Origin of the sequence: Serratia sp. T13T92, assembly GCF_047530105.1 — a bacterium.
GTDB classification, from domain to species: domain Bacteria; phylum Pseudomonadota; class Gammaproteobacteria; order Enterobacterales; family Enterobacteriaceae; genus Chania; species Chania fonticola.
Map to the genome: position 1 here is coordinate 1 of NZ_JBLJAK010000034.1, position 26961 is coordinate 26961.

Genomic DNA, 26961 nt, shown 5'->3' on the forward strand with positions numbered 1-26961 from the left:
GCGGTGGTCCCACCTGACCCCATGCCGAACTCAGAAGTGAAACGCCGTAGCGCCGATGGTAGTGTGGGGTCTCCCCATGCGAGAGTAGGACACTGCCAGGCATCAAATAAACGTTATCAGTATGACATCTGGTAATGCGCGAAATCACCCAGGTGGTTTTGCCAGCATCGAAAGATGCGACGTAGAAGAATCGGTGGAGCGGTAGTTCAGTTGGTTAGAATACCTGCCTGTCACGCAGGGGGTCGCGGGTTCGAGCCCCGTCCGTTCCGCCACTTATTTAAATTATGCCTGCTACTGTTAGCAGGCATAATGTTAAGCGTAATTTAGGGGCGTAGCTCAGTTGGTAGAGCACCGGTCTCCAAAACCGGGTGTCGCGAGTTCGAGTCTCTCCGCCCCTGCCATATTAGAAACCCTTCGCTTTCGCGAAGGGTTTTTTTTGCTTTCTACTCGCCCAGAATTGCCAGTCCTCCCGCTAACGCGTACAAAATTCCCGCCGAAATCGTTCCCAATTTAGACATTTCTAGCTGTATCTATGCACAAAATGGTTGTAATCCCGCGCTGTGATATCGCTCATCATTCCTCCCTGTATTTCAACTACACCTTATAAGCCCCACGAGTTTTTTGGGCACACTCGATGAAAGCGAATACACCCACAGCCATCTCTGTCTGACCGATTCAGGCAGAGCGAGGAGAAAAACATGGTTAAGCGTTTACTGTTAGCGGCCGCCGTAAGCGGTGTGTTGATGGGAGCGGCGCAGGCTGCCCCCTTGGTTGTCGGCTTTTCTCAGATTGGTTCTGAATCAGGATGGCGTTCGGCAGAAACCAAAGTGGCGAAACAGGAGGCGGAAAAACGGGGTATTACGCTGAAAATCGCCGATGCACAGCAAAAGCAGGAAAACCAGATCAAGGCGGTGAGATCCTTTATTGCTCAGGGTGTTGACGCCATCTTTATTGCGCCGGTGGTGGCCACCGGTTGGACTCCGGTATTGCAGGAAGCGAAAGAGGCCAAAATTCCGGTCTTCCTGCTGGATCGCATGATCGAAGTGAACGATCCCTCGCTGTATACCGCTGCAGTCGCCTCTGACAGCGTCCATGAAGGGAAAGTCGCAGGCGAATGGCTAGTGAAAGCCGTTGCGGGCAAGCCCTGTAACGTGGTGGAACTGCAAGGCACCGTCGGGTCCAGCGTAGCCATTAACCGTAAGAAAGGCTTTGCGGACGGTATTGCCTCTGCCGATAACGTCAAAATCATCCGCTCGCAGTCTGGCGACTTTACTCGCAGCAAGGGTAAAGAGGTGATGGAAAGCTTTATCAAGGCTGAGCAGAACGGCAAGAACATCTGCGCCGTCTATGCACATAACGACGATATGGCCATTGGTGCTATCCAGGCGATTAAAGAAGCCGGCCTCAAACCGGGCTCACAGATCAAGGTTGTTTCCATCGACGGCGTGCCGGATATCTTTAAAGCGATGATGGAAGGGGAAGCCAACGCCACGGTTGAACTGACGCCAAATATGGCAGGACCTGCGTTTGATGCCTTGATTGCATTGAAGAAAGACGGCACACAGCCACAGAAATTTATCCAGACCGAGTCGAAACTGCTGCAGCCTGAAACTGCCAGACAGGAATACGATATGAAGAAAAGCATGGGATATTGATCGTTAACAGGCGGAGCAGATAATGGCCACACCTCAGGCAGCATTATTGGCGATAAACGGGTTATCCGTGGAGTTTCCAGGTGTAAAAGCGCTGGAGCAGGTTGATTTCACACTACAACGCGGTGAGGTGGTGGCGCTTCTTGGGGAAAACGGCGCGGGCAAGTCCACGCTGATTAAGGCATTGACCGGTGTTTACCAACGCTCCGCCGGTGAGATCTGGCTAGAAGGCACCGCGATTGCGCCACAGAATACGGCCCAGGCGCAATCGTTGGGGATTGGCACCGTCTATCAGGAAGTTAACCTGCTGCCTAATATCTCGGTGGCCGCCAATCTGTTTATCGGTCGCGAACCTACCCGCTTTGGCCTGATCGATCAAAAAACCATGTTGCGTAATGCCCGTAAGCTGCTGGAAGGCTATGGCTTACCGCTGGATGTCAGCCAGCCGCTGGGCAACTACTCTATCGCCATTCAGCAAATTGTCGCGATTGCTCGCGCCGTCGATCTTTCCGCCAAGGTGCTGATCCTGGATGAACCCACTGCCAGCCTGGATGCCAAGGAAGTCACCATGCTGCTGGATATTCTCAGCCAACTGCGATCTCAGGGAATGGGGATGATCTTTGTCACCCATTTTCTCGAGCAGGTTTACCGCATCAGCGATCGTATTACGGTGTTGCGTAACGGCAAGCTGGTCGGGACCCGTGTCACCGCCGAGCTACCACGGATCGAATTGGTGCAGATGATGCTTGGCCACAGTTTTGATGAGACGCTGCTCAAACGCAGCGAACATCAGGCCGTGCAGGCTCCGCCGTTAGTAGAATTTAGCGGCTATGGCCGACGCGGCATGCTTGAGCCCTTCGATCTGGCGATCCGGCCTGGGGAAATAGTCGGCCTGGCTGGTTTATTGGGATCGGGACGTACCGAGACGGCACAACTGATCTTCGGCATTAAGGCTCGGGATAAAGGTATAGCGAAGGTTGAAGGCAAAACGGTGGCGATCCCTACGCCCCGTAAGGCGGCCAGCCTGGGATTTGGTTATTGCCCAGAAGATCGTAAGACCGACGGCATTGTTGGCGCAGCCACTGTGAGGGAAAACATTATTCTGGCATTGCAGGCGCAACGTGGCTGGTTACGGCCTATCCCGTTGCGTGAGCAAACCCGAATTGCGGAGGATTTCATCAAACTGCTGGGGATCCGCACACCGGGGCCGGAGCAGCAAATCCAGTACCTTTCCGGCGGTAACCAGCAGAAGGTGCTGCTTTCCCGCTGGCTGGCGACTAAACCCCGTTTCCTGATCCTGGATGAGCCAACGCGTGGCATTGACGTAGGGGCTCATGCGGAAATTATCCGCCTGATTGAACGGCTTTGTGATGAAGGGTTGGCGCTGCTGGTGATCTCCTCCGAACTGGAGGAGCTGGCAGGTTATGCCGATCGCATTGTGGTATTACGCGATAGAAAACATGTGGCGCAGCTTGAACATGATGCCATTACGGTTCCCGCCATTATGCAGGCCATTGCCGTGCAACAGGGGGCAGCATGAACCACAGGAGTTTTCCCATGACCGGTGGACCGCGCAAAGTAAGGTGGGTAATGCCCGCCGGAGCGACGCAGCTGGGGGCGCTGGCGGTGATTTTGCTTATCGATAGCCTGGTCGCCCCCCATTTCTTTTCAATCCATATTCAGGATGGTCGCCTGTTCGGCAGCGTGATTGATATTTTTAATCGCGGTGCCCCTGTTGCACTGCTTGCCTTGGGTATGACGCTAGTGATCGCCACCGGTGGGATCGATCTCTCCGTCGGTGCGGTGATGGCGATTGCCGGGGCGACCGCTGCCACCATGACCAGCGCTGGCTACCCATTAGCTTACATCCTGGGGGCCGCATTAGCGGTTGGGGCACTGTGTGGCCTGTGGAACGGCTTCTTAGTTGCGGTGCTGCAAATCCAGCCGATCGTCGCCACCTTGATGCTGATGGTGGCTGGGCGCGGTATCGCGCAGTTGATTACCGAAGGGCAAATCGTCACCTTTGAGAGTGAAGGATTAGCCAAGCTCGGCAGTGGTTCGCTGATGTATCTGCCGATGCCGGTGATCATTGCGGCCATCATGCTGCTACTGATTTGGTTACTGACACGCAAAACCGCGTTAGGGCTGTTTATTGAGGCGGTCGGTATCAATTTACGCTCGGCACGTAATGCTGGCGTCAGTACTCGCTGGGTGATCATTGCGGTGTATATCATTTGCGGCCTGTGTGCGGCGGTGGCAGGGGTTATCGTCACGGCGGATATCCGCGGTGCGGATGCCAACAATGCGGGCTTGTGGCTCGAACTGGATGCGATCCTGGCCGTGGTGATTGGCGGTGGGTCACTGCTGGGCGGGCGTTTTAATCTGCTGCTCTCGGTGGTGGGTGCGCTAATCATTCAGGGTATGAATACGGGAATTCTGCTTTCGGGCTATAAACCGGAGTTTAACCTGGTGTTGAAAGCGGTGGTGGTATTAGCCGTGTTGCTGGTGCAATCCCCCAGTGTGTCATTACAGCGGCTGTGGCGGAGACGTAAATCATGATGAAACGTAACCTTCCCCTATTGATCACTATCGCGGTTTTCCTGCTGGGCTACGCCTTTTGCCTTAGCCAATTCCCCAGTTTCGCTTCTACCCGCGTCTGGTGCGATCTGCTGACCGATAACGCCTTTCTCGGCATTGTGGCCGTGGGTATGACATTTGTGATCCTTTCAGGGGGTATCGATCTTTCGGTGGGTTCGGTGATCGCCTTTACTGGCGTACTGTTGGCCAAGCTGATTGGCACTTATGGTATTGCTCCAGGTTATGCATTTGTCATTGCCTTGCTGATGGGGGCCTCGTTTGGTGCGCTGATGGGGTGGATCATCGACGTACTGAAATTACCTGCATTTATCATCACGCTCGCGGGGATGTTCTTCGTGCGCGGCATGAGTTTTATCGTGTCAGAAGAGTCTTTGCCGATTGATCACCCGCTGTATGCCACGCTGGCAAACTACGCCTGGAAAGTCCCCGGTGGTGGCCGATTTACCTTATTGGCGCTGGTGATGCTGCTGGTCGTGGCGATTGGCATGATCCTGGCGCATCGTACCCGTTTTGGCCATAACGTCTATGCCATCGGGGGGAATCCGGTCTCCGCTGGGCTGATGGGGGTGCCGGTACGGCGTACCACCATCCAGATTTACATGCTTTCCAGCACGCTGGCGGCCCTCTCCGGCATAATTTTCTCGCTATACACTTCCGCTGGTTACGCTCTGGCTGCCAGCGGTGTCGAACTGGATGCCATTGCGGCGGTCGTCATTGGGGGAACGTTGCTGACCGGTGGTGTCGGCACCATCTTGGGTACCCTGTTTGGCGTGCTGATCCAGGGCTTAATCCAGAGTTACATCACTTTTGATGGCTCGCTCAGCTCCTGGTGGATCAAAATCGTCATCGGCATCCTGCTGTTCTGCTTTATCGGCCTCCAGAAGGCGATGAGCGCCTTTTGGCAAACCAGACGGGCGAAACCCCGCCATCCACGCCTGAAGCCGTCATAGCGGCTCAGGTTGCGGTATTTAAAGGTATTTTCAGCAGTTGGCGGATTAACGGCTGCTGGTCGCTGTTTTGCAGCCAGACGGCATAAAGCGGGCGGATGATCGGCTGGGCGTCAGCAACGGCGATCAACTGAGGGTAGTCTTTTTCCCACTGGCTGGGGAGAAATGCACAGCCGCCGGTCGTTTCCAGCAATTGACGCGTCAGATGTGCGGAAGTGGTGGTCAACACAGGCATGCTGTCGCCCTCAAGCATGCGGGCTTCCTGTTGGTGAAAATCGGCACCCCATTCCAGTTTGATGTAAGGCATGGGGGCAGATTTATCGCGTAGCGACGAGGAAAACAGGCGTAGCGAGAAGTTACCCAACAGTTGGCTGGCCAGCTCATCCATCTTTGGCGGTTCGGTGGTGATTAGCAAATCGAGCTGTCTTTCATGTAGCTGCTTCACCAAAGAATGGCGCAGAGCCACCCTGGCCTCGAGCTGCAAGGCCTCCCGCTGCTGGTAGAGCGATTGCAGCCAGGGCGTGAGATAAGCTTCCCATAGCGACGCGGTGGCACCGATTGAAAGTTCGCTGTGCTGTAGCGATCGCACCACCTCTTTCTTTGCTAACTGCCAAGTGTTCATCAGGCTCTCAGCATAGGGCAACAGCCGCTCTCCTGCTGGTGTCAGGCGGATATTGTTACGGTGGCGGGTGAATAAATTCGCCCCTAATTGTGTTTCAAGCTGACGGATACGGAAACTCACCGCAGACTGCGTTAAGTACAGGGATTCCGCTGCGCGGCCAAAGTGTCGCGTTCTACTGACCTCCAAAAAGGTTTTCAGTAATTCGGTGTCCACACCAATCTCCAAAGTTTTTTATCGTTAAGATTTAAATGTTTTGTTTTACACGATGTCAAGCCTATCTAATACTCCGCGCCATAAACAGCACGGCCATGAGAGAATTAGGAGCGTGTCAGATGGCGGATAGCTTCACCACCAACAGTCGTTTTTTTGATAATAAAAACTATCCTCGCGGGTTCTCCCGTCACGGCGATTTCACCATTAAAGAAGCGCAATTGCTAGAGCGTTTCGGGTATGCGTTCAACGAGTTGGATGCCGGCAAACGCCAGCCAGCCACTGAAGAAGAGCAGTTGTTCGTTGCAGTGTGTCGCGGTGAGCGTGAACCGGTAACCGAGCAAGAAAAAGTATGGTCTAAATATCTGGCGCGCACCCGCCGCCCGAAAAAATTCCATACGCTGTCAGGTGGCAAGCCGCAGGCTGATGCGGTAGAAGACTACACTGAAAGCGACGATTGATCATCATGGGGCCATTCGGCCCCATTTTTTATTCCAGGCTGCGGTGTAGCTGCAGCAGCAGGCGATCCATACTGCGATAGCTGAGCGCTTCGCTGAGATGGCGTTTATCAATCTGTTGTTCCCCCGTCAAATCGGCCAGCGTGCGTGCCACTTTCAGGATGCGATGCCAGGCTCGAACCGATAATCCCAGTTGGCTCAGCGTTTTCTCCAAAAACTCCGCTTCCGCCGCAGGCAAATGGCAATCCCGATCCACCTCGCGGTTACTCAACAGCGCATTCACCTTACCAGCCCGTGCCAGCTGCCGCTCGCGTGCCACCAGCACCCGCTGACGAACCTGTTGGCTGCTTTCCCCCGCATGGTGCTGCTTGGCCAGTACGCCCGGTGGCAGCAGTGGCACCTCAATCGATAAATCAAATCGATCGAGGAAGGGGCCGGAAAGTCTGCCGAGGTAGCGCAAGATTTGCTGTGGTGGCGTGCGATTGTGGATTCCTTGATAGTGCCCGGTTGGGCTGGGGTTCATCGCCGCAATCAGCTGCACCCTAGCTGGGAAGCGTACCTTGGCGCTGGCGCGTGAGATGACGATTTCACCGGATTCCAGTGGCTCACGCAACGCATCTAACACTCTCCGTTCAAATTCGGGTAACTCATCCAGAAAAAGCACGCCGTTGTGCGCCATGGAGATTTCCCCTGGACGCGGCAAGGAACCGCCCCCAACCAGGGCAGCCATCGAAGCGCTGTGATGCGGGGCACGAAACGGCCGCTGTCGCCATGGCAGGGTTTCATCAGGGTGATGTAATAAGCTGGCAACGGCGACGCTTTCCAGCGCCTCCCGATCGCTTAACGGTGGCAGCAAACCGTTGAGGCGGCTGGCCAGCATGGTTTTTCCGGTGCCCGGGGGGCCAAGCAGCAATAGGTTGTGGCCCCCGGCCGCGGCAATTTCCAACGCTCGCTTTGCCTGCTCTTGGCCAATGACTTCCTGCAGGTCGGCAGTTTCCGTTGACGTGGCAGCCGCAGGAGGCGCTACGGCGATCGGCAGATCCCCCTTTCCCTGCAAAAAAGCGCAAACCTCCAGCAAATGTTCCGCAACTCGGGTCGTGCTGTTGGGAAGCAACCCCGCCTCTTTGCCGTTGGCCGCTGCGAGGATCAGCTCACGCTTGGCCTCGGCTGCCGCTATTGCCGCCGGAATTGCACCGTGTACCGCCCTCAATGCGCCAGAAAGCGCCAATTCACCCAGGAACTCATAGTGCGCCAACTTATCTGCTGGCAGTTGCTCTGAGGCTGCCAGAATGGCCAGCGCAATGGGTAAATCATAGCGCCCCCCTTCCTTAGGCAAATCGGCCGGTGCCAGATTGACGGTGATGCGTTTGGCCGGAAAGGTGAAGCCGTTGTTGATCAGTGCGCTGCGCACCCGGTCACGGGCTTCTTTCACCGTGGTTTCCGGCAGGCCGACCAGTGTAAGGCCGGGTAATCCGTTGCTGATATGGACTTCAACCATGACCGAAGGCGCCTGCACGCCGATCGTGGCACGGGTATAGATTACCGCCAGTGACATATTGCTCTCCTCGCTGAAGGCAACATGATGCGTGAACAGCCCGATAGCCGCGCGCTGCTCATCGTCAGCTTGCGTAGTGCTACAAAATTAAAAGTAATTTATTTCATCATGTTAGTGATGTTTTTCGAGTCGGTACGCATTTCGTTGTAATACCCCTTAACAATTACCACAAGGTTGCAACAAATTAGCAGGCTAACCAAGTTGCAACAGCAGGGCTAATGGGTGTATTTAACAATTGGTTAAAATAAAAATCACTTCTTTAACAAAGCCCCGACCGCTACCGCACCCGCTGCGGCCGCCGCTAAACCTGATGACCTCGTACTCTACGGTAGGGATAACACTATGTTTGGTTGGACTCCGCTGCAGCGCAATGCGGCAATTGCCAGCTTTTCAAGCTGGACGCTCGACGCTTTCGATTTCTTTGTGCTGGTCTTTTTGCTCAGCGATATTGCTCAGGCTTTTCAGGTGGGGATGGAACAAGTCACCCTGGCGATCCTGCTGACGTTGGCGGTACGCCCGATTGGCGCGCTTATTTTTGGCCGTGCGGCGGAAAAGTATGGCCGTAAACCGATCCTGATGTTGAATATCGTGTTTTTCTCGGTATTTGAGCTGTTGTCGGCGGCCGCTCCTTCTTTGACCGTCTTTCTGTTGCTGCGTGTGCTTTACGGCGTGGCGATGGGCGGCATCTGGGGTGTGGCCTCTTCGCTGGCGATGGAAAGCATCCCAGACCGTTCGCGCGGCCTGATGTCCGGTATTTTCCAGGCGGGGTATCCGTTTGGCTATCTGTTGGCAGCGGTGGCCTACGGCCTGCTGTTTGAAGTGGTCGGTTGGCGTGGCATGTTCGTGATCGGGGCCGCGCCAATCCTGTTGCTGCCGTTTATCTACTTCTGCGTTGAAGAGTCGCCGGTGTGGCTGGCGGCACGGGCACGTAAAGAAAGCACCGCTCTGCTGCCAGTTCTGAAGAGCCATTGGAAGCTGTGTGTCTATCTGGTGCTGCTGATGGCGGCGTTCAATTTCTTCTCTCACGGCACGCAGGATATGTATCCGGCCTTCCTGAAAATTCAGCACGGTTTCGATCCTAAAACCGTCAGTATCATCGCCATTAGCTACAATATCGCGTCCATTATCGGCGGTATTTTCTTTGGTGCCCTGTCGGAAAGAATTGGCCGTAAGAAAGCCATTATTATTGCTGCCCTATTGGCGTTACCGGTGATCCCGCTGTGGGCCTTCGCCAGCGGTTCGTTCATGCTGGGGCTGGGGGCGTTCATGATGCAATTCATGGTGCAGGGCGCGTGGGGGGTGATCCCAACCTACCTCAACGAACTGGTACCAGCGAATACCCGTGCGGTGTTGCCGGGGTTTGTTTACCAGTTGGGTAACCTGATTGCTTCGGTGAATGCGACCTTGCAGGCCACGATTGCGGAACATCATGGGCAAAACTACGGCCTGGCGATGGCGATGATCGCCGGGACGGTGGCGATCGTGATCGCGGTGCTGGTGTATTTTGGCAAGGATACGCGCGGCAAAGCGATTGCGGTAGAAAGTAAAGCGCCCGGTGCTGGTGTTAGCGTTTGAATTTCATGCGCTTTGTTGCCGCTTTGACCCGGCAGCGCCGAATAATAACGCAAAAAAAGTGTTGTCAGGTTACCGGCTGCTATGGTAACTCTGTAGGCATTAGTTCGAAACGAGCACAGTGAACAAACCGATTATGAAAGCCCTAGCCCAAGTGATTAGCCTAGTCGTGATTAGCGTGGTGGTGATTATTATCCCACCGTGCGGGGCTGCACTTGGACGAAGAAAGGCTTAGAAAACAAGCCGGAATCGCAAGATAACCCCCGCACCCAAAAGGTCCGGGGGTTTTTTTATGCCAAGAAAATGTGAACAAGGAGCAGAGAATGACCAACAGAATAAAATCCTGCGCTTCTCGCAACAAGGCGGGGAAATAACCATGAATGGTGCTCAGTGGGTAGTTCAAGCGTTGCGTGCACAGGGGGTAGACAAGGTATTCGGCTATCCCGGTGGTGCGATCATGCCGGTCTACGATGCGTTGTATGACGGCGGGGTTGAACATCTGCTGTGTCGTCATGAGCAGGGCGCGGCGATTGCGGCCATTGGCTATGCCCGTTCCAGCGGCAAAGTTGGCGTCTGTATCGCCACCTCTGGCCCTGGCGCGACCAACCTGATCACCGGGTTGGCGGATGCGCTGCTGGACTCGGTGCCAGTGGTTGCGATCACCGGTCAGGTAGGCTCTGCGCTTATCGGTACCGATGCTTTTCAGGAGATCGATGTTCTGGGCCTGTCTCTGGCCTGTACCAAACACAGTTTCCTGGTGGAGTCGCTGGAAGCGCTGCCAGGGATCATGGCAGAGGCTTTTGCCATCGCCACCAGCGGCCGCCCAGGCCCGGTACTGATCGACATCCCGAAAGACATCCAACTGGCGCAGGGCGATTTGCCTCCTCATCTGATGCCGGTAGAAGACCAGTTTGAACATCCTACGGCGGAGCTGGCTATGGCCACGCAGTTGCTGGCACAGGCGCAGAAGCCGATGCTGTATGTGGGCGGTGGCGTGGGGATGGCGCAGGCAGTCCCGGCATTACGGAAATTTGTCGAGCTGACGCAGATCCCAACCGTGGCGACCTTGAAAGGCCTGGGCGCGCCGGATGCCAACCATCCGTATTATCTCGGCATGTTGGGTATGCATGGCACTAAGGCTGCCAACTTCGCCGTGCAGGAGTGTGATTTATTGATAGCCGTAGGCGCGCGTTTTGACGACCGGGTGACCGGCAAGCTGAACGCCTTTGCGCCGCACGCCAAGGTGATCCACATGGATATCGACCCGGCGGAAATGAGCAAACTGCGTCAGGCGCATGTGGCCCTGCAAGGGGATCTGAAGACGCTGCTGCCAGCTCTGCAACAGCCAATGCAGATCGCCCCCTGGCTGCAACGGGTGGCGGAGCTGAAAGAAACCCACCCTTGGCGTTACGACCATCCGGGCCAACCGATCTACGCTCCGTTACTGCTCAAGCAACTGTCTGAACGCAAACCGGCCAATACCGTGGTGACCACCGACGTGGGCCAGCACCAGATGTGGACCGCGCAGCACATGAGCTTTGAACGCCCAGAGAACTTCATCACCTCTAGCGGGTTGGGGACGATGGGCTTCGGTATCCCCGCAGCGGTAGGTGCGCAGATGGCACGTCCGGAGGACATGGTGATCTGCGTGTCCGGGGATGGTTCCTTCATGATGAACGTGCAGGAGCTGGGCACCATCAAACGCAAACAGTTACCGCTGAAGATCGTGTTACTGGATAACCAGCGTTTAGGGATGGTTCGCCAGTGGCAGCAACTGTTCTTTGATGGCCGTTACAGCGAAACCAACCTCTCCGATAACCCCGATTTCCTGATATTGGCCAGCGCCTTCGGCATCCCCGGCCAACGTATTACCCGCAAAGACCAGGTCGCAGACGCGCTCGATACCTTGCTGAACAGCGAAGGGCCTTATCTGCTGCAGGTTTCCATTGATGAACTCGAGAACGTCTGGCCGCTGGTGCCGCCGGGCGCAGGCAACGAAACCATGTTGGAGAAAGTATCATGATGCAGCATCAACTCTCGATCCAGGCCCGCTTCCGCCCTGAAATGTTAGAGCGCGTATTGCGCGTTGTCCGTCACCGTGGCTTCCAGGTCTGTGCTATGAATATGGCTTCGGGCATCAATAGCGACGATATAAATATTGAATTGACCGTTGCCAGCCAGCGCCCTGTGGATTTACTGTCATCTCAGTTAAGCAAACTGATGGATGTCTCCAGCGTTGAGATCCAGCAACAATCATCACAACAAATCAGCGCCTGATGGCGCAGAAGGAATAACACAATGACGAAGAAAGCCGATTATATCTGGTTCAATGGTGAGATGGTTCCCTGGGCCGATGCCAAGGTTCACGTAATGTCGCATGCGCTGCACTACGGAACGTCGGTATTTGAAGGAGTTCGTTGCTATGACTCACATAAAGGCCCGGTAGTATTCCGCCACCGTGAACATATGCAGCGTCTGCATGACTCGGCCAAAATTTACCGTATGCCGGTAACGCAAAGCGTCGATGAGCTGATGGAAGCCTGCCGTGCTACGCTGCGTAAAAACAATCTGGTCAGCGCGTATATTCGTCCTTTGGTGTTTGTTGGTGATGTTGGCATGGGCGTTAACCCACCGGCAGGCTATAAAACTGACGTGATTATCGCGGCGTTTCCTTGGGGCGCGTATCTGGGTGAAGAAGCGCTGGACCAAGGTATCGATGCGATGGTCTCTTCCTGGCACCGTGTGGCACCAAACACCATTCCTACCGCGGCTAAAGCCGGGGGTAACTACCTTTCCTCACTGCTGGTGGGCAGCGAAGCACGCCGCCACGGCTATCAGGAAGGTATCGCGCTGGACGTTCACGGCTATATCTCTGAAGGCGCAGGCGAGAACCTGTTTGAAGTGAAAGACGGCGTGCTGTTTACTCCACCGTTCACCTCTTCTGCCCTGCCTGGTATCACGCGTGACGCGATCATCAAGCTGGCAAAAGACATGGGCTTCGAAGTGCGCGAGCAAGTGCTTTCCCGTGAGTCTCTGTATCTGGCGGACGAAGTGTTTATGTCCGGCACTGCGGCGGAAATCACGCCGGTGCGCAGCGTGGATGGTATTCAGGTTGGGATCGGCAAGTGCGGTCCAATTACCAAGCAGATCCAGCAGGCGTTCTTTGGCCTGTTTAGCGGCAAGACCGAAGACAAGTATGGCTGGCTCGATCCGGTTAATCCGTAAATAACAACGACAGACAAGACTAAACGGGCGGTTCGTTCGCCGTCCGTAATATGACAATTTTTGGAGTGAAGAGCATGCCTAAGTACCGTTCCGCCACCACCACCCACGGCCGCAACATGGCGGGTGCCCGCGCATTATGGCGCGCGACCGGGATGACCGACGACGATTTCGGCAAACCGATTATTGCGGTGGTCAACTCCTTCACCCAGTTTGTGCCGGGCCATGTGCACCTGCGCGACTTGGGCAAGCTGGTTGCAGAACAGATCGAAGCCTCTGGCGGTGTTGCCAAAGAGTTCAACACCATTGCGGTGGATGATGGGATCGCCATGGGCCACGGCGGCATGCTCTATTCTCTGCCGTCGCGCGAGCTGATCGCCGACTCGGTGGAGTATATGGTGAATGCCCACTGCGCCGATGCGATGGTGTGTATTTCCAACTGCGATAAGATCACCCCAGGGATGCTGATGGCGTCATTGCGCCTGAATATTCCGGTGATCTTCGTTTCCGGCGGCCCGATGGAAGCCGGTAAAACCAAGCTTTCCGACAAAATCATCAAGCTGGACCTGATCGATGCGATGATCCAGGGGGCCAACCCGAACGTCAGCGATGCCGACAGCGCGCAGATCGAGCGTTCCGCTTGCCCAACCTGCGGCTCGTGCTCCGGGATGTTTACCGCCAACTCCATGAACTGCCTCACCGAAGCGTTGGGCCTGTCTCAGCCGGGCAACGGCTCGCTGCTGGCGACCCACGCCGATCGTAAGGACCTGTTCCTGAACGCCGGTAAGCGCATCGTTGAACTGACCAAGCGTTACTACGAGCAGGACGATGAGAGCGCACTGCCACGCAGCATCGCCAACAAGGCCGCGTTCGAAAATGCGATGACTCTGGACATTGCGATGGGTGGCTCCACCAATACCGTACTGCACCTGTTGGCGGCAGCGCAGGAAGGCGAGATCGACTTCGCCATGGCGGATATCGATCGCCTGTCCCGCAAAGTGCCACACCTGTGCAAGGTGGCGCCAAGCACTCAGAAATACCATATGGAAGACGTGCACCGTGCCGGTGGCGTGCTGGCCATTCTTGGCGAGCTGGATCGCGCCGGGCTGATGAACCGCGATGTGGATAACATCCTGGGGATGAAGCTGCCAGAGACCCTGGAAAAGTACGACATCATGCTGACCCAGGATGAAGCGGTGAAGAAAATGTTCCGCGCAGGCCCGGCAGGTATCCGCACCACCCAGGCATTCTCACAGGACTGCCGTTGGGACACGCTGGACAACGATCGTGCCCATGGCTGTATCCGCTCCTTGGAAAACGCCTTCAGTCTGGAAGGGGGCCTGGCAGTGCTGTATGGCAACATGGCCGAAGACGGCAGCATCGTTAAAACCGCTGGCGTGGATAAAGACAACCTGACTTTCCGTGGGCCAGCCAAAGTTTATGAGAGCCAGGATACGGCCGTTGAGGCGATTCTTGGCGGTAAAGTGGTGGCCGGCGACGTAGTGGTGATCCGCTATGAAGGGCCAAAAGGCGGGCCGGGCATGCAGGAAATGCTCTACCCAACCACCTATCTGAAATCGATGGGGCTGGGCAAGGCTTGTGCGCTGATCACCGATGGTCGCTTCTCAGGCGGCACCTCCGGTTTATCCATTGGTCACGTTTCGCCGGAAGCGGCCAGCGGCGGCCTGATTGCGCTGGTGGAAGAAGGGGACATGATCGATATCGATATCCCGAAACGCAGCATGGTGCTGGATGTGCCGGAGAGCGTACTGGCTGCACGCCGTGAGGCGGAACTGGCACGCGGTGATGCGGCCTGGACACCGAAAGCGCGTGAGCGCCAGGTATCTTATGCGTTACGTGCTTACGCTACGCTGGCCACCAGTGCTGATAAAGGCGCAGTGCGGGACAAGAGCAAGCTGGGAGGCTAACCACCATGGCGGTATCACAACCCCTACCCGACGCCCCCTGTGGCGCCGAATATTTGCGAGCGGTACTCCGCTCGCCAGTTTACGAGGTGGCTCAGGTCACCCCGTTACAGACCATGGGCAAGATCTCTGCACGCCTCGGCAATACCATTCTGGTGAAGCGCGAAGATCGCCAGCCGGTGCACAGCTTTAAGCTGCGCGGGGCTTACGCGATGATTGCCAGCCTGGATGAAGAGCAGAGGGCGCGTGGCGTGGTCACGGCCTCTGCGGGCAACCATGCGCAGGGCGTCGCCTTTTCTGGCAACCGTTTGGGGATCAAAACCCTGATCGTGATGCCGGTGTCGACGGCGGATATCAAGGTTGATGCGGTGCGGGGCTTCGGCGGTGAAGTGTTACTGCACGGTGCCAACTTCGACGAAGCCAAGGTCAAGGCGATTGAGCTCTCGCAGCAGCAGGGCATGACCTTCGTACCTCCGTTCGATCACCCGGCAGTCATTGCCGGGCAGGGCACTTTGGCGATGGAGCTATTGCAGCAGGACGCGCATCTGGACCGGGTGTTTGTCCCTGTTGGCGGTGGCGGCCTGGCGGCCGGTGTGGCGGTGCTGATCAAGCAACTGATGCCGCAAATCAAAGTGATTGGCGTGGAAGCCCAGGATTCGGCTTGTCTACGTGCAGCTCTGGATGCTGGGCAGCCGGTCGATCTGGCGCGCGTTGGGCTGTTTGCCGAAGGCGTGGCGGTAAAGCGCATCGGTGATGAGACCTTCCGTCTGTGCCGTGAATACCTTGATGATGTGATCACCGTAGACAGCGATGCGATCTGCGCAGCGGTGAAAGATCTGTTTGAAGACGTGCGGGCCATCGCCGAACCTTCTGGCGCACTGGCGTTGGCGGGGCTGAAAAAATACGTGCAGCAGCACAATATTCAAGGTGAGCGGCTGGCCCACGTGCTTTCCGGTGCCAATGTGAATTTCCACGGCCTGCGCTACGTTTCCGAACGCTGCGAGCTGGGCGAACAACGTGAAGCGCTATTGGCAGTAACCATTCCAGAGCAGAAGGGCAGCTTCCTGAAGTTCTGCCAACTGTTGGGCGGCCGTGCGGTCACCGAGTTTAACTACCGCTATGCCGATGCTGACAATGCCTGCATCTTCGTCGGTGTCCGCCTGACCAGAGGCCATACCGAGCGGCTGGAAATCATCGATGAGCTGAACCGTGATGGCTATCAGGTGGTAGATCTGTCCGACGATGAGATGGCAAAACTGCACGTGCGTTACATGGTTGGTGGGCGGCCTTCGAAACCGCTGCGTGAGCGTCTGTACAGCTTTGAGTTCCCAGAGTCACCGGGCGCTCTGCTCAAGTTCCTGCAAACGTTGGGCACGCATTGGAATATTTCGCTGTTCCACTACCGCAGCCACGGCACCGATTTTGGTCGCGTGCTGGCAGGGTTTGAGCTTTCTCAGACTGAGCCAGAGTTTGAGCAACACCTGCAGGCGTTAGGTTACGACTGCCATGATGAAACCGACAACCCGGCGTTCCGTTTCTTCCTGCAGGGCTAACATCGGCGACAAGGATAGCGTATGAGTAATGAGTTCACCGGGTTCAGCCAACAAGGGCTGGACTTCCTGCAACAGGTGCGGATCGAGAACGACAAGGAGTGGTTTGATGCCAATCGGGGCGTGTATGACCGTGAGCTGTTAACGCCGTTCCGTTCGCTGGTGGATGCGCTGAGTCCTGCGATGCTGATGATTGACCCGCAGTTTGAAACCCGTCCGGCCATTGGTAAAACGCTGTCGCGCATTCATCGCGACACGCGTTTTTCCCATGATAAATCCCGCTACCGTAGCCGCATGTGGCTGACCTTCAAGCGGCCAAGCAAAGACTGGAAACTGGCACCGGTGTACTTCTTTGAACTGGGGCCGGACATGTTGCGTTATGGCCTGGGTTATTACAGCGCCGACAAAGCCACCATGGATCTGTTTCGCCATACCTTGCTGCGCAGGCCACAGCCGTTTTTGGAGGTGGCCGAGTGCTGCCGCGCGCCGTTCGAGCTGGTGGGGGAAAGCTATAAGCGCCCGCTGGTGAAGGAACAGGCACCGGAGATTGCCACCTGGTACAACCGTAAGTCCTTTGCGGTGATGGCCACAGATAATCAGGTGGAAAAGCTGTTCAGCGCCGATCTGGTCGCTACCCTGACCCAGAGTTTCCAGCAGTTGGAGCCGCTGTACCAGTGGCTGATGCAAGTGGAAGCGATGAAGCAGATCGACCCCGCAGACCTATGAATACCCGTCGTCTTTCAAGCCACAGCGTTGTTGGCTGCACTCACTCACCCCAGTCATTTACCCAAAAGTAAGCTCCTGGGGATGAGCGAGCTGGCCGCCTAGCTGTGACTTGAAATCCATAGGGTATTATTAAGTTGTGATAAACAACCTCATTGAGTTTTGAGTGGGAATCGCACTTCTATTCACAAAAGTTGCCAGAACGCCTCAATCAGCGGTTCGTTGAGGCGTTTTTTCGGCACGCAGACCCCCAGTTCGAACGGTTCGACCATCGAGATATTCTCCAACTGAGAGATGCGGTTGCGAACGGGCTCCGGGCTATTATCTACCACAACGCTAGGGATCAGCGCGATACCGCAGCCTAATGCCACCATCGAAACAATCGCCTCATGCCCGCCGACGGTGGCGTAAATCAGCGGATTGGTGATGTGCTGGCGGCGGAACCACAGCTCGATGCGTTTTCGTGACGGGCCATGCTCCGGCAGGATAAACGGCATATTGGCCCAGTCCGGCTGCTCGGCAAAAGCCTGCGTTCGTACCGCACACGGCAGAGCGGGAGCAATCAGCACCAGCGGGATCTCACCGATTTGGGTGAAGGCGACGCTGGTGGGGAGGGTTTCAGGCCGCCCGGCGATACCGAGATCGGCTTCGTTAGATTGCACCTTGTCCACCGCATCGGCGGCATCACCGGTGGTCAATTTGATTTCAACCAGGGGATGCTGAGCACGGAAGCGATCGAGGATCGGCGGCAGATGGCTGTAAGCGGCGGTGACCGAGCAAAACAAGCGCAGTTCGCCGCTCAGCGATGGGCCGTGCTGGCCAAGCGAATGTTTCAACTGCTGATACTGCAGCAGCGTTTGTTGTGCGAACACTTTCAGCTGTTCACCCGCATCGGTCAGCTCTACGGTGCGGTTATCACGCAGAAACAGCGGTTGTCCAAGCGTTTCTTCCAGCCGTTGGATCTGGCGGGAAAGCGTGGAGGGGCTGACGTGCATCGCCTTGGCCGTACGGCCAAAGTGATGGCTTTCAGCCAGGTGCAGGAACAGCTTGAGATCACGTAAGTCCATAATCAGTACGCTCGCAGCGGGGTGTTGCAGAAATTGCAACGTCACGTTCGTAATATATCAATTTAAGCAACGCAATTCCTGTTATACATTGGTTTCAACGGATCCCGTACCGACAGGGTTGGGATGAAAATAATATTGCACGACACAACATTAACTGGAGCATCACCATGGCTAACTATTTCAACACATTGAACCTGCGTCAGCAGTTGGCGCAATTGGGTAAGTGCCGTTTCATGGCGCGTGACGAATTTGCGGATGAAGCTGGTTACCTGAAAGGGAAAAAAGTGGTGATTGTCGGCTGTGGTGCTCAGGGTCTGAACCAGGGTCTGAACATGCGTGATTCCGGCCTGGACGTGGCTTATGCGCTGCGTAAAGAAGCGATTGCCGAGAAGCGTGCCTCATGGCGCAAAGCCACCGAGAACGGCTTCAAGGTTGGCACCTACGAAGATCTGATCCCGCAGGCCGATCTGGTAGTTAACCTGACGCCAGACAAGCAGCACACCTCAGTAGTTCGTGCCGTACAGCCGCTGATGAAAGACGGTGCTGCGCTGGGCTACTCCCACGGCTTCAACATCGTTGAAGTGGGCGAGCAGGTTCGTAAAGACATCACCGTAGTGATGGTTGCGCCTAAGTGCCCAGGTACCGAAGTACGTGAAGAATACAAACGTGGTTTCGGTGTACCAACGCTGATCGCGGTTCACCCGGAAAACGATCCAAAAGGCGAAGGCATGGCGATTGCCAAGGCATGGGCGGCAGCCACCGGCGGCCACCGTGCAGGCGTGCTGGAATCCTCCTTCGTGGCAGAAGTGAAATCTGACCTGATGGGCGAGCAGACCATCCTGTGCGGTATGCTGCAAGCGGGTTCTCTGCTGTGCTTCGACAAGCTGGTGTCTGAAGGTACCGACCCGGCGTACGCAGAAAAACTGATCCAGTTCGGCTGGGAAACCATCACCGAAGCGCTGAAGCAGGGCGGTATCACCCTGATGATGGATCGCCTGTCCAACCCGGCGAAACTGCGTGCCTATGCGCTGTCTGAGCAGCTGAAAGGCATCATGGCTCCGCTGTTCCAGAAGCACATGGACGACATCATCTCTGGTGAGTTCTCCAGCGGTATGATGGCAGACTGGGCCGCAGACGATGTGAAACTGCTGACCTGGCGTGAAGAGACCGGTAAAACCGCTTTCGAAACCGCGCCGCAGTTTGAAGGCAAAATCAGCGAGCAGGAATACTTCGACAATGGCGTACTGATGGTAGCAATGGTGAAAGCGGGCGTTGAGCTGGCCTTCGAAACCATGGTGGATTCAGGCATCATCGAAGAATCTGCTTACTACGAATCACTGCACGAGCTGCCGCTGATCGCCAACACCATCGCGCGTAAGCGTCTGTATGAAATGAACGTGGTGATCTCCGATACCGCAGAATACGGTAACTACCTGTTCTCTTATGCGGCGGTACCGTTGCTGAAAGAGTTCATGACCACTCTGCAGGCGGGCGATCTGGGCAAATCTGTTGCTGGTACCACCGTTGACAACGCGCAGCTGCGTGACGTGAACGAAGCGGTGCGCAACCACCCAATCGAATCCGTTGGCCGCAAACTGCGTGGTTATATGACCGATATGAAACGTATCGCAGTAGCCGGTTAAATACCCGTCGTCTTTCAAGCTGTAGCGTTGTTACCTGCACATAGCTATTCGGCCCATCCGTGGGCCTTACCCCTTCGGGGCCGCTGTGTACAGCGTTCAAATCTGTTCCCGACAGATTTGTCACCCCAGTCACTTACTAAACGTAAGCTCCTGGGGATGAGATAGTTTGGCGCCTAGCTACAACTTGAAATCCATAGGGTATTAAGATTGGTTTTCGAGTCCAATAAACTCGGTTCAGTGCACCAATTAAAAAGGCCAGCATAGTTGCTGGCCTTTCGCCTATCTAGACGACGGGTATTATTGTGGCATTGCTTCGCGTGGGATAATGGCCCCGCGATACTGGATCACCGTGCTGGCGGTCAGGTGGCCACGTTTGGCCGCGCTAACCGCATCACCGCCGGTCAGGCGCACAGCCAGATAGCCCGCGCTGAAGGAATCCCCGGCGGCGGTGGTATCAATCACTTTCTCTTTTGGCAGTTTGACCGCCGGTACGTCATGGGTTTCCCCATCGGCGCTGAACACCAGGCAGGAATCTGCGCCACGCTTAATCACAATCTCACTTACGCCAAAGTCGCGGGTACGGCTCACCACCTGCTCAACCGGCTGTTTACCCCACAGTAAATCTTCATCATCCAGCGTCAGGAAGGCGATGTCGGTACAGGCCAGGATCTCGCGATAGGCCTGCTGAGTCTCTTGCTGGTTTTGCCACAGCCGCGGCCGATAGTTGTTATCGAAGATCACTTTGCCGCCGTTGGCCCGGCATTGGCGCAGCAGGGTCAGCAGTTTTTCCCGGCTGGCAGGGTTGAGGATCGCCACGCTGATACCGCTCAGATACAGGTAATCAAACTGCGCCAGCTGCGCGCACAGGCTCTCTGCCTGCGGGCCATCCAGCCAGTAACGGGCGGCAGCATCGTTGCGCCAATAATAGAAGGTGCGCTCGCCGGTATCGTCGGTTTCGATCACGTACAACCCCGGCAGCTTGTTGTCCAACTGCTGGATCAGATCGGTTTTCACCTGCTCCTGCTGCCAGGTTTGCAGCATTTCCCGGCTGAAGCTGTCGGTGCCCAGTGCGGTGACGTAATGCACGTTCAGCGCCTGTTGCGGCACTTGGCGGGCAATATAAACGGCAGTGTTGAGAGTGTCGCCACCGAATCCACGGCTGAGATCGGCGCCTTTCTGCGACAGTTCGATCATGCATTCGCCGATCACGGCGAGGTTTTTGCTGTTCATGATAATCCCTGGCTTGATAATGAGTCTGGTTGCTGCGAATACGTCCAGTCTCAACGCAAGGGCGAAGCGAGTCAATAGGAATAAAACAGCGTTTTAATTAGTTTATGATCGCGATCGGGAAACGCGTGGTTTCCCGCCGCTGAGGAAGGAAAACTACTTGGCCGCCGCGCGCAGATCGGTGACGCATTGACCACCAATCCCCCAGTTATCGGTTTCCACTTCATCGATTACCACCACGGTAGTGGCCGGATTTTTGCCGAGCGTATCGACCAACAGTTGGGTCACGCCAGCGATTAGCTGTTTTTTCTGCTCCGCGGTTGCACCTTCGCGGGTAATTTTGATATTTACGTAGGGCATTCTACTTTCCTCTTGTTATAAAAACGCTTACCCGTCGTCTTTCAAGCTGCAGCGTTGTTACCTGCGCTCGCCCACCCCAGTCACTTACGAAAAGTAAGCTCCTGGGGATGAACGAGCTTGTCGCCTAGCTGTGATGTACAGGGATGTACAAACGCCGCGAGCGCATGGACGCGCAAGAGCGGCCAACTTGAAATCCATAGGGTAATTTTAGGACGGGTAATGGCTTAATGTAGAGGGCTTTGAACGGAGCTTAAAGTTTTATTGCGCGTTGCCGATAACAAGATCGACAATTTCCGGCAACGTTATCGTTCCCATTCCCTAATGGCGATAGTACCGATGATAACCAACATGATCTCTGGTCTACTGACGCCATTGTTTGCCGCCTGGCAGCGTGCCAAAGTCTTCCGTTACTGGCGACAGTGTCGGCGTTTGTATACCTTTCAACCCATTTACCGCACCTGCGGCAAACTGCTGGCGGTGGAGTTGCTCACGGCGGTACATCATCCGGCGTCACCGGGCAAGCCGGTATCCCCAGAACATTACTTTGCCGCGCTGGGGCTACGTCAGCGCCTGGCGGTCATTCAGGAACAGCTCGATTTACTGCAGCAATGGCAGACGTTGTTTACCCATCATGCGCTAATGGTCTCCATCAATATCGACGGCAAGGCCTTACAGGCCCTACAGCGGCACCCGGCGATGCAGCGGCAAATCAGCATCATGCCTTATCTGCGTTTTGAGCTGGTTGAGCACGCGGACAGGGCGTTAAATGGGCCACTGCAGCATATCCCCGGGGCGGAGCGCCTGTGGCTGGATGATTTCGGTAGCGGGTTGGCGAATTTCTCCGCGGTCAGCAGTTGGCGTTATCAGTATATCAAGGTGGCGCGCGAGCTGTTTATGTTGCTCAAGCAGAGCGATGAGGGCATCCAGCTGTTTTTTACCCTGGTGCGCCTGATGAGCCAGCACAGCGACGGGGTGATTGTCGAAGGGGTAGAAACAGAGCAGGAATGGCGACTGGTACAGCGCTCTGGCGCGTTTGCCGCCCAAGGGTATTACCTTAGCCGCCCTGCACATTTTGACCAGCTTAAAACCCTGCCTACGCGGTTTATTGCCCCCACCCCCTGACCCATTAGTTCCCAAAGCGTGAACTCTAGCCTATCCTCTACTAGGCTTTCAGTAAGGCTGCTTATCAATTTGAGCAGTCTGCTATCGCCTCGAGGGAACCGTTATGACAAGAACAGGCAAAACATTTAGCTGGATTGGCGGCATCGTGCTGTTGATCATCGTGGTTTTGGTGGTGTTCATTGCCACCTTCGATTGGAACCGTCTCAAACCCACCATTAATAGCAAAGTCTCTGCCGAACTGCAGCGCCCGTTTGCTATTCGTGGCGATCTGGGCGTTAACTGGGAACGTCATCAGGATGAGGGGGGATGGCGCGCCTGGGTACCGTGGCCTCATATCCACGCCGAAGATATTATGCTGGGCAACCCGGCCAAGATACCGGGCGACGAGATGGTCACACTGCAACGTGTCGATGCCTCGATCGCGCCATTGGCGCTGCTGGGCAAAGAGGTGCTGATCCCGCGTATCTGGTTGAAGCAGCCAAATGCCTCGCTACAGCGCTTGGCGAACGGTGACAATAACTGGACCTTCAACCTGGCCAACAGCGCCGATAAAGACCCCAACCAACCACAGTCAGACTGGTCGGTCAGCATTCACGATATCGTGTTCGATCGCGGCCAGATTGACTTTAAAGACGCCACGCTCAAGGCCGATTTCCAGGCGTTGATCGATCCACTTGGCAAGCCTCTGCCCTTTAGTGAAGTTGCGGGTAAACAGCCGGGGGATAAAGCGACGACGCCGGATTATGTTTTCGGCTGGAAGGTTAAAGGAAAATACCACGGTGAAGCGCTGTCAGGCAGCGGCAAAATGGGTGGCATGCTGTCACTGCAAAGCGCTGATATACCTTTCCCACTGCAGGCCGATGTCCGTTCCGGCAATACCAGAGTACAGGTCGCGGGGACGTTGTCCGATCCGCTGAACTTTGGCGGTCTGGATCTACGGCTGAAATTCTCCGGTGACAGCCTGGGAAACCTGTATGCGCTGACCGGTGTGTTGTTACCGAATACCCCTCCTTATTCTACCGATGGTCATCTGATCGCCCAGTTGCATCAACCGGGCGGCGCGGTATTCCAGTATCAGGGTTTTGACGGCAAGATCGGTGACAGTGATATCCACGGTGATTTGAAGTACGTTGCGAGCCACCCTCGGCCCAAGTTGAGTGGTGAGGTGCTCTCCAAACAGCTGCGTTTCGCCGATCTTGCGCCATTGATCGGCGCGGATTCCAATCAGCAGAAAGCCAATCGCGGCGAGAAAACCCGCCAGCCGAGCGATAAAGTGCTGCCGGTTGAGAAGTTCGAAACCAAAAGCTGGGGGGTAATGGATGCTGACGTCAAATTTACCGCCAAACGTATTGAGCATGGCAGTTCGCTGCCGCTAAGCGATCTGAATACCCACCTTAAGCTGGATAACGCGGTGATCCTGATGGACCCGCTGCGCTTCGGCGTGGCGGGGGGCAACCTGAATGCCATCGTCCGTCTTGATGGTAGCAAGAGCCCGATGCAGGGGCGGGTAGATATGCATGCGCGTAAGTTCCAGCTGAAACAGCTGCTGCCGAACGTGGAGTCGATGAAGCGCAGCCTGGGAGAATTGAACGGTGATGCCAAGCTAACGGGTAGCGGCAACTCGGTGGCCGACTTGCTGGCGACCAGCAGCGGCGACCTGCGCCTGCTGATCAATGACGGCGTGATCAGCCGCAGCCTGATGGAAATCCTGGGCCTGAACGTAGGTAACTACCTGGTAGCTCAACTGTTTGGCGATGACGAAGTGGGGATCAACTGTGCGGCGGCGGATGTCGGCATTCGCAGCGGGTTGGCGACGCCACGGCTGTTCGTGTTTGATACGGAAAACGCCATCATCAACATCACCGGCAACATCAATTTCGCCACCGAGCGGCTGGATCTGTCCATCGACCCGGAAAGCAAAGGGATGCGGGTGCTGACCCTGCGTTCGCCGCTGTATGTTAAAGGGACATTCAAAAAACCGGATGCGGGCGTGAAGGCCGGGCCGTTGATTGCCCGCGGGGTGGCTGCTGTGGCGTTGGGCGTTGTCGTTGCTCCGGCAGCGGCATTGCTGGCCCTGGTTTCACCGAGTGACGGTGGCGAGGAAAACCAGTGTGGCAAGATCCTGCAGCAGATGAAGAACAAGAAGTGACCCAATATTACTGTAGTACCTGGCAGCTGTGATCCTGGATCTCTTCGGCGGAGGCCAGATTCAGCTGCCATAGGTTACGTTTCACAGCCAACAGCAGGAAATCCCCTCCCGGCAAGGCCGTCATCGCCATGCCGTAGCTCCCCATGCTTTCACGTGCGCCCTCAACGCCCTGAGCCAGCAAACGGAATGCCCCAAGCTGCTTGAGTTCAGCAGCGCTGGCGCGGCGAGCCAAATAATCATGCCCCAGTAACCCACCAGGTAGCGGCTGCCAGCTTTCGCTGAAATCCCCTGGCAGCTGTGCCAGCCGGGTTTTTACCGCCGGTTGCAGGCAGGAAATATGAATATGCAGCTGATTTTGCGTACGGCCGTATTCGGAGTTGATCGCCAGTGAGATGGCGGCATCGTCGATCGGTTTACCGAGTTTATCCGCCATAAAATGCCGGGCCTGCCAGGCTAAGGCGAAGAAGTTGGCGGTGTCGGGTTGTAATACTTGCGGACTTTCGATGCCGGTGATTTTGGCCGTTGGCATCAACAGGTATTGCAAAGGCCCATTGCGGTCTTTCAGCACCACGAACCCTGCCTGCTCATCTACCTGTGCGCAGGGGGCCGGATTATGGTTTTGTTGCTGATTTGGCAGGCATTGCTGGCTGACGATATGCCACAGTGCATCCGGGTGGGCCGGTTTCAGCCAGAAATAGGCGGCAATGGCGATAATAATCAGCAACGTAACAGACAAACAGAGCCAACGGCGCAATGACATGGGCGGGTTTCCTCAGCAAATGGGGGGATAGCATAGCCGGGATTTGTGACAACAGACAAACAGGCCCCCATAGGCAGGGGGCCGGGAGAGGATTACAGAGACGTGTGGCGGGTTTCTTTCATCAGCAGCAGCGCGATCAGCGTCAGGCTAGCCATGGCCGCCAGGTACATACCAACGTAGAACAGCCCGTAGTTGTTAGCCAACCAGGTCGCAATATAAGGCGCTACCGAAGCCCCCAGGATCGAGGCCACGTTATACGAGAACGAGGCCCCGGTGTAGCGCACTTCTGTTGGGAACAGTTCAGGCAGCAGTGCGCCCATCGGGCCAAAGGTCAGGCCCATAATGCTCAGCCCAAGCAGCAGGAAAGCCATCACCAACAGCTGATTGCCGGAACCCAACATGCTCGGGAACAGGAAGGCAAAGCCGATCATCAACAGGGTGATGACAATCATGGTTTTGCGGCGGCCAAAGGCATCGGCCAGCAAACCGGCGATCGGCACCATCACGCCAAAACCAATCACCGCCACCATCAGCATCCACAGGAAGCTGTTACGTGAATATCCCAGCCCCAGCGGCTCTGCGGCCGTGCCGTAGGTCATGGAGTAAACGGTCATCAGGTAGAACAGCGTATAGGTAGCCAGCATGATGAAGGTACCCAGGATGGTGGCCTTTTTGTGCTTGCTCAGCAGTGTTCCGAGCGGGACCTTCACCTGTTTGCCTGCTTTGGCCACCTTGGCAAAAACCGGGGTCTCGTGCAGCGAAATACGCACATACAGACCCACCAGCACCAGCGCGGCAGAGAGGATAAACGGTACGCGCCAGCCCCAGGTCATGAACTGTTCGTCAGTCAGCAACCAGGAGAGCAGCAGGAAGGTGCCGTTGGCGAAGAAGAAGCCGATCGGTGCACCCAACTGCGGGAAAGAGCCGTACAGCGCACGTTTGTTGGCAGGCGCATTCTCGGTGGCCAGCAACGCGGCACCGCCCCATTCGCCACCCAGACCCAGGCCTTGGCCAAAGCGTGCCAGCGCCAGCAGGATCGGTGCAAAGATACCAATGGTTGCATAGCTTGGCAGCAGGCCGATCAGCACGGTGGAAATCCCCATGGTCAGCAGTGAAGCCACCAAAGTCACTTTCCGCCCGACGCGATCGCCGAAGTGGCCGAATAGAGCAGAGCCGATTGGCCGTGCCACAAAGGCGATGGCGAAGGTGGCCAGCGATTGTAGCGTTGCAGCAGCCGGGTCACCCTGTGGGAAGAAGATATGCGGGAACACGATCACCGCAGCGGTGGCATAAATATAGAAATCAAAGAACTCGATGGCGGTACCGACCAGAGAGGCGACGATGACTTTTCCCCGGGAGTTAACCGGTGTGGACGCGGCATCGGCGTCCAAGGGGGTAGCGATGGTGGCTTGCATAGTTATTTCTTATATTTTGACTAGGGAAAAATTCATCTTAGTCATAGCAAAATGGCTTTTCAACGGGGAGATTTTGTACTATCTGGCAAATAAACTGTTAAAAAGACTAATGTTTTAACGAGTTGATGTTCTATGGTCGTTAACGTGGTGAAGTGAGCTATAAGCAGAGAGAATGACTGGAAAA

At 55.8% G+C, this 26961-nt stretch carries 23 protein-coding genes, 2 tRNA genes and 1 rRNA gene; 19 read left to right on the plus strand and 7 right to left on the minus strand.

Translation table 11 applies throughout. The annotated features are described in order from the left end of the window. The 7 genes from rrf to yjfF form a co-directional block, all read left to right on the plus strand. Positions 1 to 101, plus strand: a 5S ribosomal RNA gene (gene rrf, locus ACMV5I_RS22390); the annotation flags it as partial. Positions 102 to 195: 94 nt separating this feature from the next. Then, positions 196 to 272, plus strand: a tRNA-Asp gene (locus tag ACMV5I_RS22395). A 53-nt stretch (positions 273 to 325) separates the two neighbouring features. Next, positions 326 to 401 (plus strand) — tRNA-Trp (locus ACMV5I_RS22400). 297 nt (positions 402 to 698) lie between these two features. Continuing rightward, positions 699 to 1655 carry a galactofuranose ABC transporter, galactofuranose-binding protein YtfQ gene (ytfQ, locus tag ACMV5I_RS22405; protein WP_121608339.1) on the plus strand — a complete coding sequence of 319 codons (957 nt, stop codon included), beginning with the start codon at positions 699 to 701 and terminating at the stop codon, positions 1653 to 1655. Positions 1656 to 1677: 22 nt separating this feature from the next. Next, on the plus strand, positions 1678 to 3192 hold the full coding sequence (ytfR, locus tag ACMV5I_RS22410; protein WP_414825292.1) for a galactofuranose ABC transporter, ATP-binding protein YtfR: 1515 nt from the start codon (positions 1678 to 1680) through the stop codon (positions 3190 to 3192). Beyond that, positions 3189 to 4211, plus strand: a complete 1023-nt coding sequence (ytfT, locus tag ACMV5I_RS22415; RefSeq protein ID WP_094982439.1) for a galactofuranose ABC transporter, ATP-binding protein YtfT — start codon at positions 3189 to 3191, stop codon at positions 4209 to 4211. The genes ytfR and ytfT overlap by 4 nt, the downstream gene beginning before the upstream one ends. Then, positions 4208 to 5200: a galactofuranose ABC transporter, permease protein YjfF gene (gene yjfF, locus ACMV5I_RS22420; protein ID WP_414825293.1), complete on the plus strand. Its 993-nt coding sequence runs from the start codon at positions 4208 to 4210 to the stop codon at positions 5198 to 5200. The genes ytfT and yjfF overlap by 4 nt, the downstream gene beginning before the upstream one ends. A gap of 4 nt (positions 5201 to 5204) precedes the next feature. On the opposite strand, the gene hdfR is transcribed toward yjfF, so the two are convergent. Further along, on the minus strand, positions 5205 to 6032 hold the full coding sequence (gene hdfR, locus ACMV5I_RS22425; protein WP_121608341.1) for an HTH-type transcriptional regulator HdfR: 828 nt from the start codon (positions 6030 to 6032) through the stop codon (positions 5205 to 5207). Between the two features lie 119 nt (positions 6033 to 6151). Between hdfR and ACMV5I_RS22430 the strand changes: the two genes are divergently transcribed. Next, complete coding sequence (locus tag ACMV5I_RS22430; protein ID WP_021181829.1) at positions 6152 to 6490, plus strand: DUF413 domain-containing protein; 339 nt, start codon at positions 6152 to 6154, stop codon at positions 6488 to 6490. Positions 6491 to 6518: 28 nt separating this feature from the next. Here the strand turns inward: ACMV5I_RS22430 and ACMV5I_RS22435 are convergent, their stop codons facing one another. Continuing rightward, on the minus strand, positions 6519 to 8042 hold the full coding sequence (locus tag ACMV5I_RS22435; protein ID WP_046808033.1) for a YifB family Mg chelatase-like AAA ATPase: 1524 nt from the start codon (positions 8040 to 8042) through the stop codon (positions 6519 to 6521). A 342-nt stretch (positions 8043 to 8384) separates the two neighbouring features. On the opposite strand from ACMV5I_RS22435, the gene ACMV5I_RS22440 reads away from it, so the two are divergent. From ACMV5I_RS22440 to ACMV5I_RS22475, 8 genes are all read left to right on the plus strand, one after another. Next, positions 8385 to 9617: an MFS transporter gene (locus tag ACMV5I_RS22440; protein WP_284122297.1), complete on the plus strand. Its 1233-nt coding sequence runs from the start codon at positions 8385 to 8387 to the stop codon at positions 9615 to 9617. 133 nt (positions 9618 to 9750) lie between these two features. Then, entirely contained in the window at positions 9751 to 9849 is a 99-nt protein-coding gene (gene ilvL / locus ACMV5I_RS22445) for an ilv operon leader peptide (protein ID WP_071681478.1), read from the plus strand. 141 nt (positions 9850 to 9990) lie between these two features. Beyond that, positions 9991 to 11637, plus strand: coding sequence for an acetolactate synthase 2 catalytic subunit (gene ilvG, locus ACMV5I_RS22450; RefSeq protein ID WP_202729036.1), 1647 nt, complete (start codon positions 9991 to 9993; stop codon positions 11635 to 11637). After that, a complete protein-coding gene (gene ilvM, locus ACMV5I_RS22455; RefSeq protein ID WP_121608345.1) occupies positions 11634 to 11891 on the plus strand; it encodes an acetolactate synthase 2 small subunit in 258 nt (85 codons plus the stop codon). Before ilvG ends, ilvM begins: the two co-directional genes overlap by 4 nt. A gap of 21 nt (positions 11892 to 11912) precedes the next feature. Then, positions 11913 to 12839: a branched-chain-amino-acid transaminase gene (ilvE, locus tag ACMV5I_RS22460; RefSeq protein ID WP_024482841.1), complete on the plus strand. Its 927-nt coding sequence runs from the start codon at positions 11913 to 11915 to the stop codon at positions 12837 to 12839. 74 nt (positions 12840 to 12913) lie between these two features. Beyond that, positions 12914 to 14764: a dihydroxy-acid dehydratase gene (ilvD, locus tag ACMV5I_RS22465; RefSeq protein WP_414825294.1), complete on the plus strand. Its 1851-nt coding sequence runs from the start codon at positions 12914 to 12916 to the stop codon at positions 14762 to 14764. Between the two features lie 5 nt (positions 14765 to 14769). Then, entirely contained in the window at positions 14770 to 16314 is a 1545-nt protein-coding gene (gene ilvA / locus ACMV5I_RS22470) for a threonine ammonia-lyase, biosynthetic (RefSeq protein ID WP_121608346.1), read from the plus strand. A 21-nt stretch (positions 16315 to 16335) separates the two neighbouring features. Next, positions 16336 to 17037, plus strand: a complete 702-nt coding sequence (locus ACMV5I_RS22475) for a DUF2461 domain-containing protein (RefSeq protein ID WP_021807370.1) — start codon at positions 16336 to 16338, stop codon at positions 17035 to 17037. Between the two features lie 182 nt (positions 17038 to 17219). Here ACMV5I_RS22475 and ilvY read toward each other — a convergent pair whose 3' ends face one another. Beyond that, positions 17220 to 18101, minus strand: a complete 882-nt coding sequence (gene ilvY, locus ACMV5I_RS22480; protein WP_024527663.1) for an HTH-type transcriptional activator IlvY — start codon at positions 18099 to 18101, stop codon at positions 17220 to 17222. 167 nt (positions 18102 to 18268) lie between these two features. On the opposite strand from ilvY, the gene ilvC reads away from it, so the two are divergent. Then, positions 18269 to 19744 carry a ketol-acid reductoisomerase gene (ilvC, locus tag ACMV5I_RS22485; protein ID WP_021181818.1) on the plus strand — a complete coding sequence of 492 codons (1476 nt, stop codon included), beginning with the start codon at positions 18269 to 18271 and terminating at the stop codon, positions 19742 to 19744. Between the two features lie 297 nt (positions 19745 to 20041). On the opposite strand, the gene ACMV5I_RS22490 is transcribed toward ilvC, so the two are convergent. Together ACMV5I_RS22490 and ACMV5I_RS22495 are read right to left on the minus strand one after the other, a co-directional pair. Beyond that, complete coding sequence (locus ACMV5I_RS22490) at positions 20042 to 20974, minus strand: sugar kinase (RefSeq protein ID WP_024527662.1); 933 nt, start codon at positions 20972 to 20974, stop codon at positions 20042 to 20044. Positions 20975 to 21127: 153 nt separating this feature from the next. After that, the gene (locus ACMV5I_RS22495) at positions 21128 to 21331 is read right to left on the minus strand and encodes a 2-hydroxymuconate tautomerase family protein (RefSeq protein ID WP_021181815.1); all 204 of its coding nucleotides are present in this window, start codon (positions 21329 to 21331) and stop codon (positions 21128 to 21130) included. A gap of 321 nt (positions 21332 to 21652) precedes the next feature. Between ACMV5I_RS22495 and pdeH the strand changes: the two genes are divergently transcribed. Together pdeH and ACMV5I_RS22505 are read left to right on the plus strand one after the other, a co-directional pair. Next, complete coding sequence (gene pdeH / locus ACMV5I_RS22500; RefSeq protein WP_414825301.1) at positions 21653 to 22453, plus strand: cyclic-guanylate-specific phosphodiesterase; 801 nt, start codon at positions 21653 to 21655, stop codon at positions 22451 to 22453. A gap of 103 nt (positions 22454 to 22556) precedes the next feature. After that, complete coding sequence (locus tag ACMV5I_RS22505) at positions 22557 to 24602, plus strand: AsmA family protein (RefSeq protein WP_414825295.1); 2046 nt, start codon at positions 22557 to 22559, stop codon at positions 24600 to 24602. Positions 24603 to 24609: 7 nt separating this feature from the next. On the opposite strand, the gene ACMV5I_RS22510 is transcribed toward ACMV5I_RS22505, so the two are convergent. Together ACMV5I_RS22510 and ACMV5I_RS22515 are read right to left on the minus strand one after the other, a co-directional pair. After that, the gene (locus ACMV5I_RS22510; RefSeq protein ID WP_202729018.1) at positions 24610 to 25362 is read right to left on the minus strand and encodes a CDP-diacylglycerol diphosphatase; all 753 of its coding nucleotides are present in this window, start codon (positions 25360 to 25362) and stop codon (positions 24610 to 24612) included. Between the two features lie 92 nt (positions 25363 to 25454). After that, positions 25455 to 26777 (minus strand): MFS transporter, encoded by a 1323-nt coding sequence (locus ACMV5I_RS22515; protein ID WP_021807376.1) that lies wholly within the window; start codon positions 26775 to 26777, stop codon positions 25455 to 25457. Positions 26778 to 26961 lie beyond the last annotated feature (184 nt).

Bases quoted from the DNA above. Each gene is read 5' to 3' on its own strand.
- ACMV5I_RS22505 (WP_414825295.1), top strand. From the start codon at position 22,557: ATGACAAGAACAGGCAAAACATTTAGCTGGATTGGCGGCATCGTGCTG.
- ilvY (WP_024527663.1), bottom strand. From the start codon at position 18,101: ATGGACTTACGTGATCTCAAGCTGTTCCTGCACCTGGCTGAAAGCCAT.
- ytfQ (WP_121608339.1), top strand. From the start codon at position 699: ATGGTTAAGCGTTTACTGTTAGCGGCCGCCGTAAGCGGTGTGTTGATG.
- ilvE (WP_024482841.1), top strand. From the start codon at position 11,913: ATGACGAAGAAAGCCGATTATATCTGGTTCAATGGTGAGATGGTTCCC.
- ACMV5I_RS22475 (WP_021807370.1), top strand. From the start codon at position 16,336: ATGAGTAATGAGTTCACCGGGTTCAGCCAACAAGGGCTGGACTTCCTG.
- ACMV5I_RS22430 (WP_021181829.1), top strand. From the start codon at position 6,152: ATGGCGGATAGCTTCACCACCAACAGTCGTTTTTTTGATAATAAAAAC.
- ACMV5I_RS22440 (WP_284122297.1), top strand. From the start codon at position 8,385: ATGTTTGGTTGGACTCCGCTGCAGCGCAATGCGGCAATTGCCAGCTTT.
- ilvC (WP_021181818.1), top strand. From the start codon at position 18,269: ATGGCTAACTATTTCAACACATTGAACCTGCGTCAGCAGTTGGCGCAA.
- ilvM (WP_121608345.1), top strand. From the start codon at position 11,634: ATGATGCAGCATCAACTCTCGATCCAGGCCCGCTTCCGCCCTGAAATG.
- yjfF (WP_414825293.1), top strand. From the start codon at position 4,208: ATGATGAAACGTAACCTTCCCCTATTGATCACTATCGCGGTTTTCCTG.
- ilvA (WP_121608346.1), top strand. From the start codon at position 14,770: ATGGCGGTATCACAACCCCTACCCGACGCCCCCTGTGGCGCCGAATAT.
- ilvL (WP_071681478.1), top strand. From the start codon at position 9,751: ATGAAAGCCCTAGCCCAAGTGATTAGCCTAGTCGTGATTAGCGTGGTG.
- ACMV5I_RS22435 (WP_046808033.1), bottom strand. From the start codon at position 8,042: ATGTCACTGGCGGTAATCTATACCCGTGCCACGATCGGCGTGCAGGCG.
- ACMV5I_RS22515 (WP_021807376.1), bottom strand. From the start codon at position 26,777: ATGCAAGCCACCATCGCTACCCCCTTGGACGCCGATGCCGCGTCCACA.
- ilvD (WP_414825294.1), top strand. From the start codon at position 12,914: ATGCCTAAGTACCGTTCCGCCACCACCACCCACGGCCGCAACATGGCG.
- ACMV5I_RS22490 (WP_024527662.1), bottom strand. From the start codon at position 20,974: ATGAACAGCAAAAACCTCGCCGTGATCGGCGAATGCATGATCGAACTG.
- pdeH (WP_414825301.1), top strand. From the start codon at position 21,653: ATGGCGATAGTACCGATGATAACCAACATGATCTCTGGTCTACTGACG.
- ACMV5I_RS22495 (WP_021181815.1), bottom strand. From the start codon at position 21,331: ATGCCCTACGTAAATATCAAAATTACCCGCGAAGGTGCAACCGCGGAG.
- ACMV5I_RS22510 (WP_202729018.1), bottom strand. From the start codon at position 25,362: ATGTCATTGCGCCGTTGGCTCTGTTTGTCTGTTACGTTGCTGATTATT.
- ilvG (WP_202729036.1), top strand. From the start codon at position 9,991: ATGAATGGTGCTCAGTGGGTAGTTCAAGCGTTGCGTGCACAGGGGGTA.
- ytfR (WP_414825292.1), top strand. From the start codon at position 1,678: ATGGCCACACCTCAGGCAGCATTATTGGCGATAAACGGGTTATCCGTG.
- ytfT (WP_094982439.1), top strand. From the start codon at position 3,189: ATGAACCACAGGAGTTTTCCCATGACCGGTGGACCGCGCAAAGTAAGG.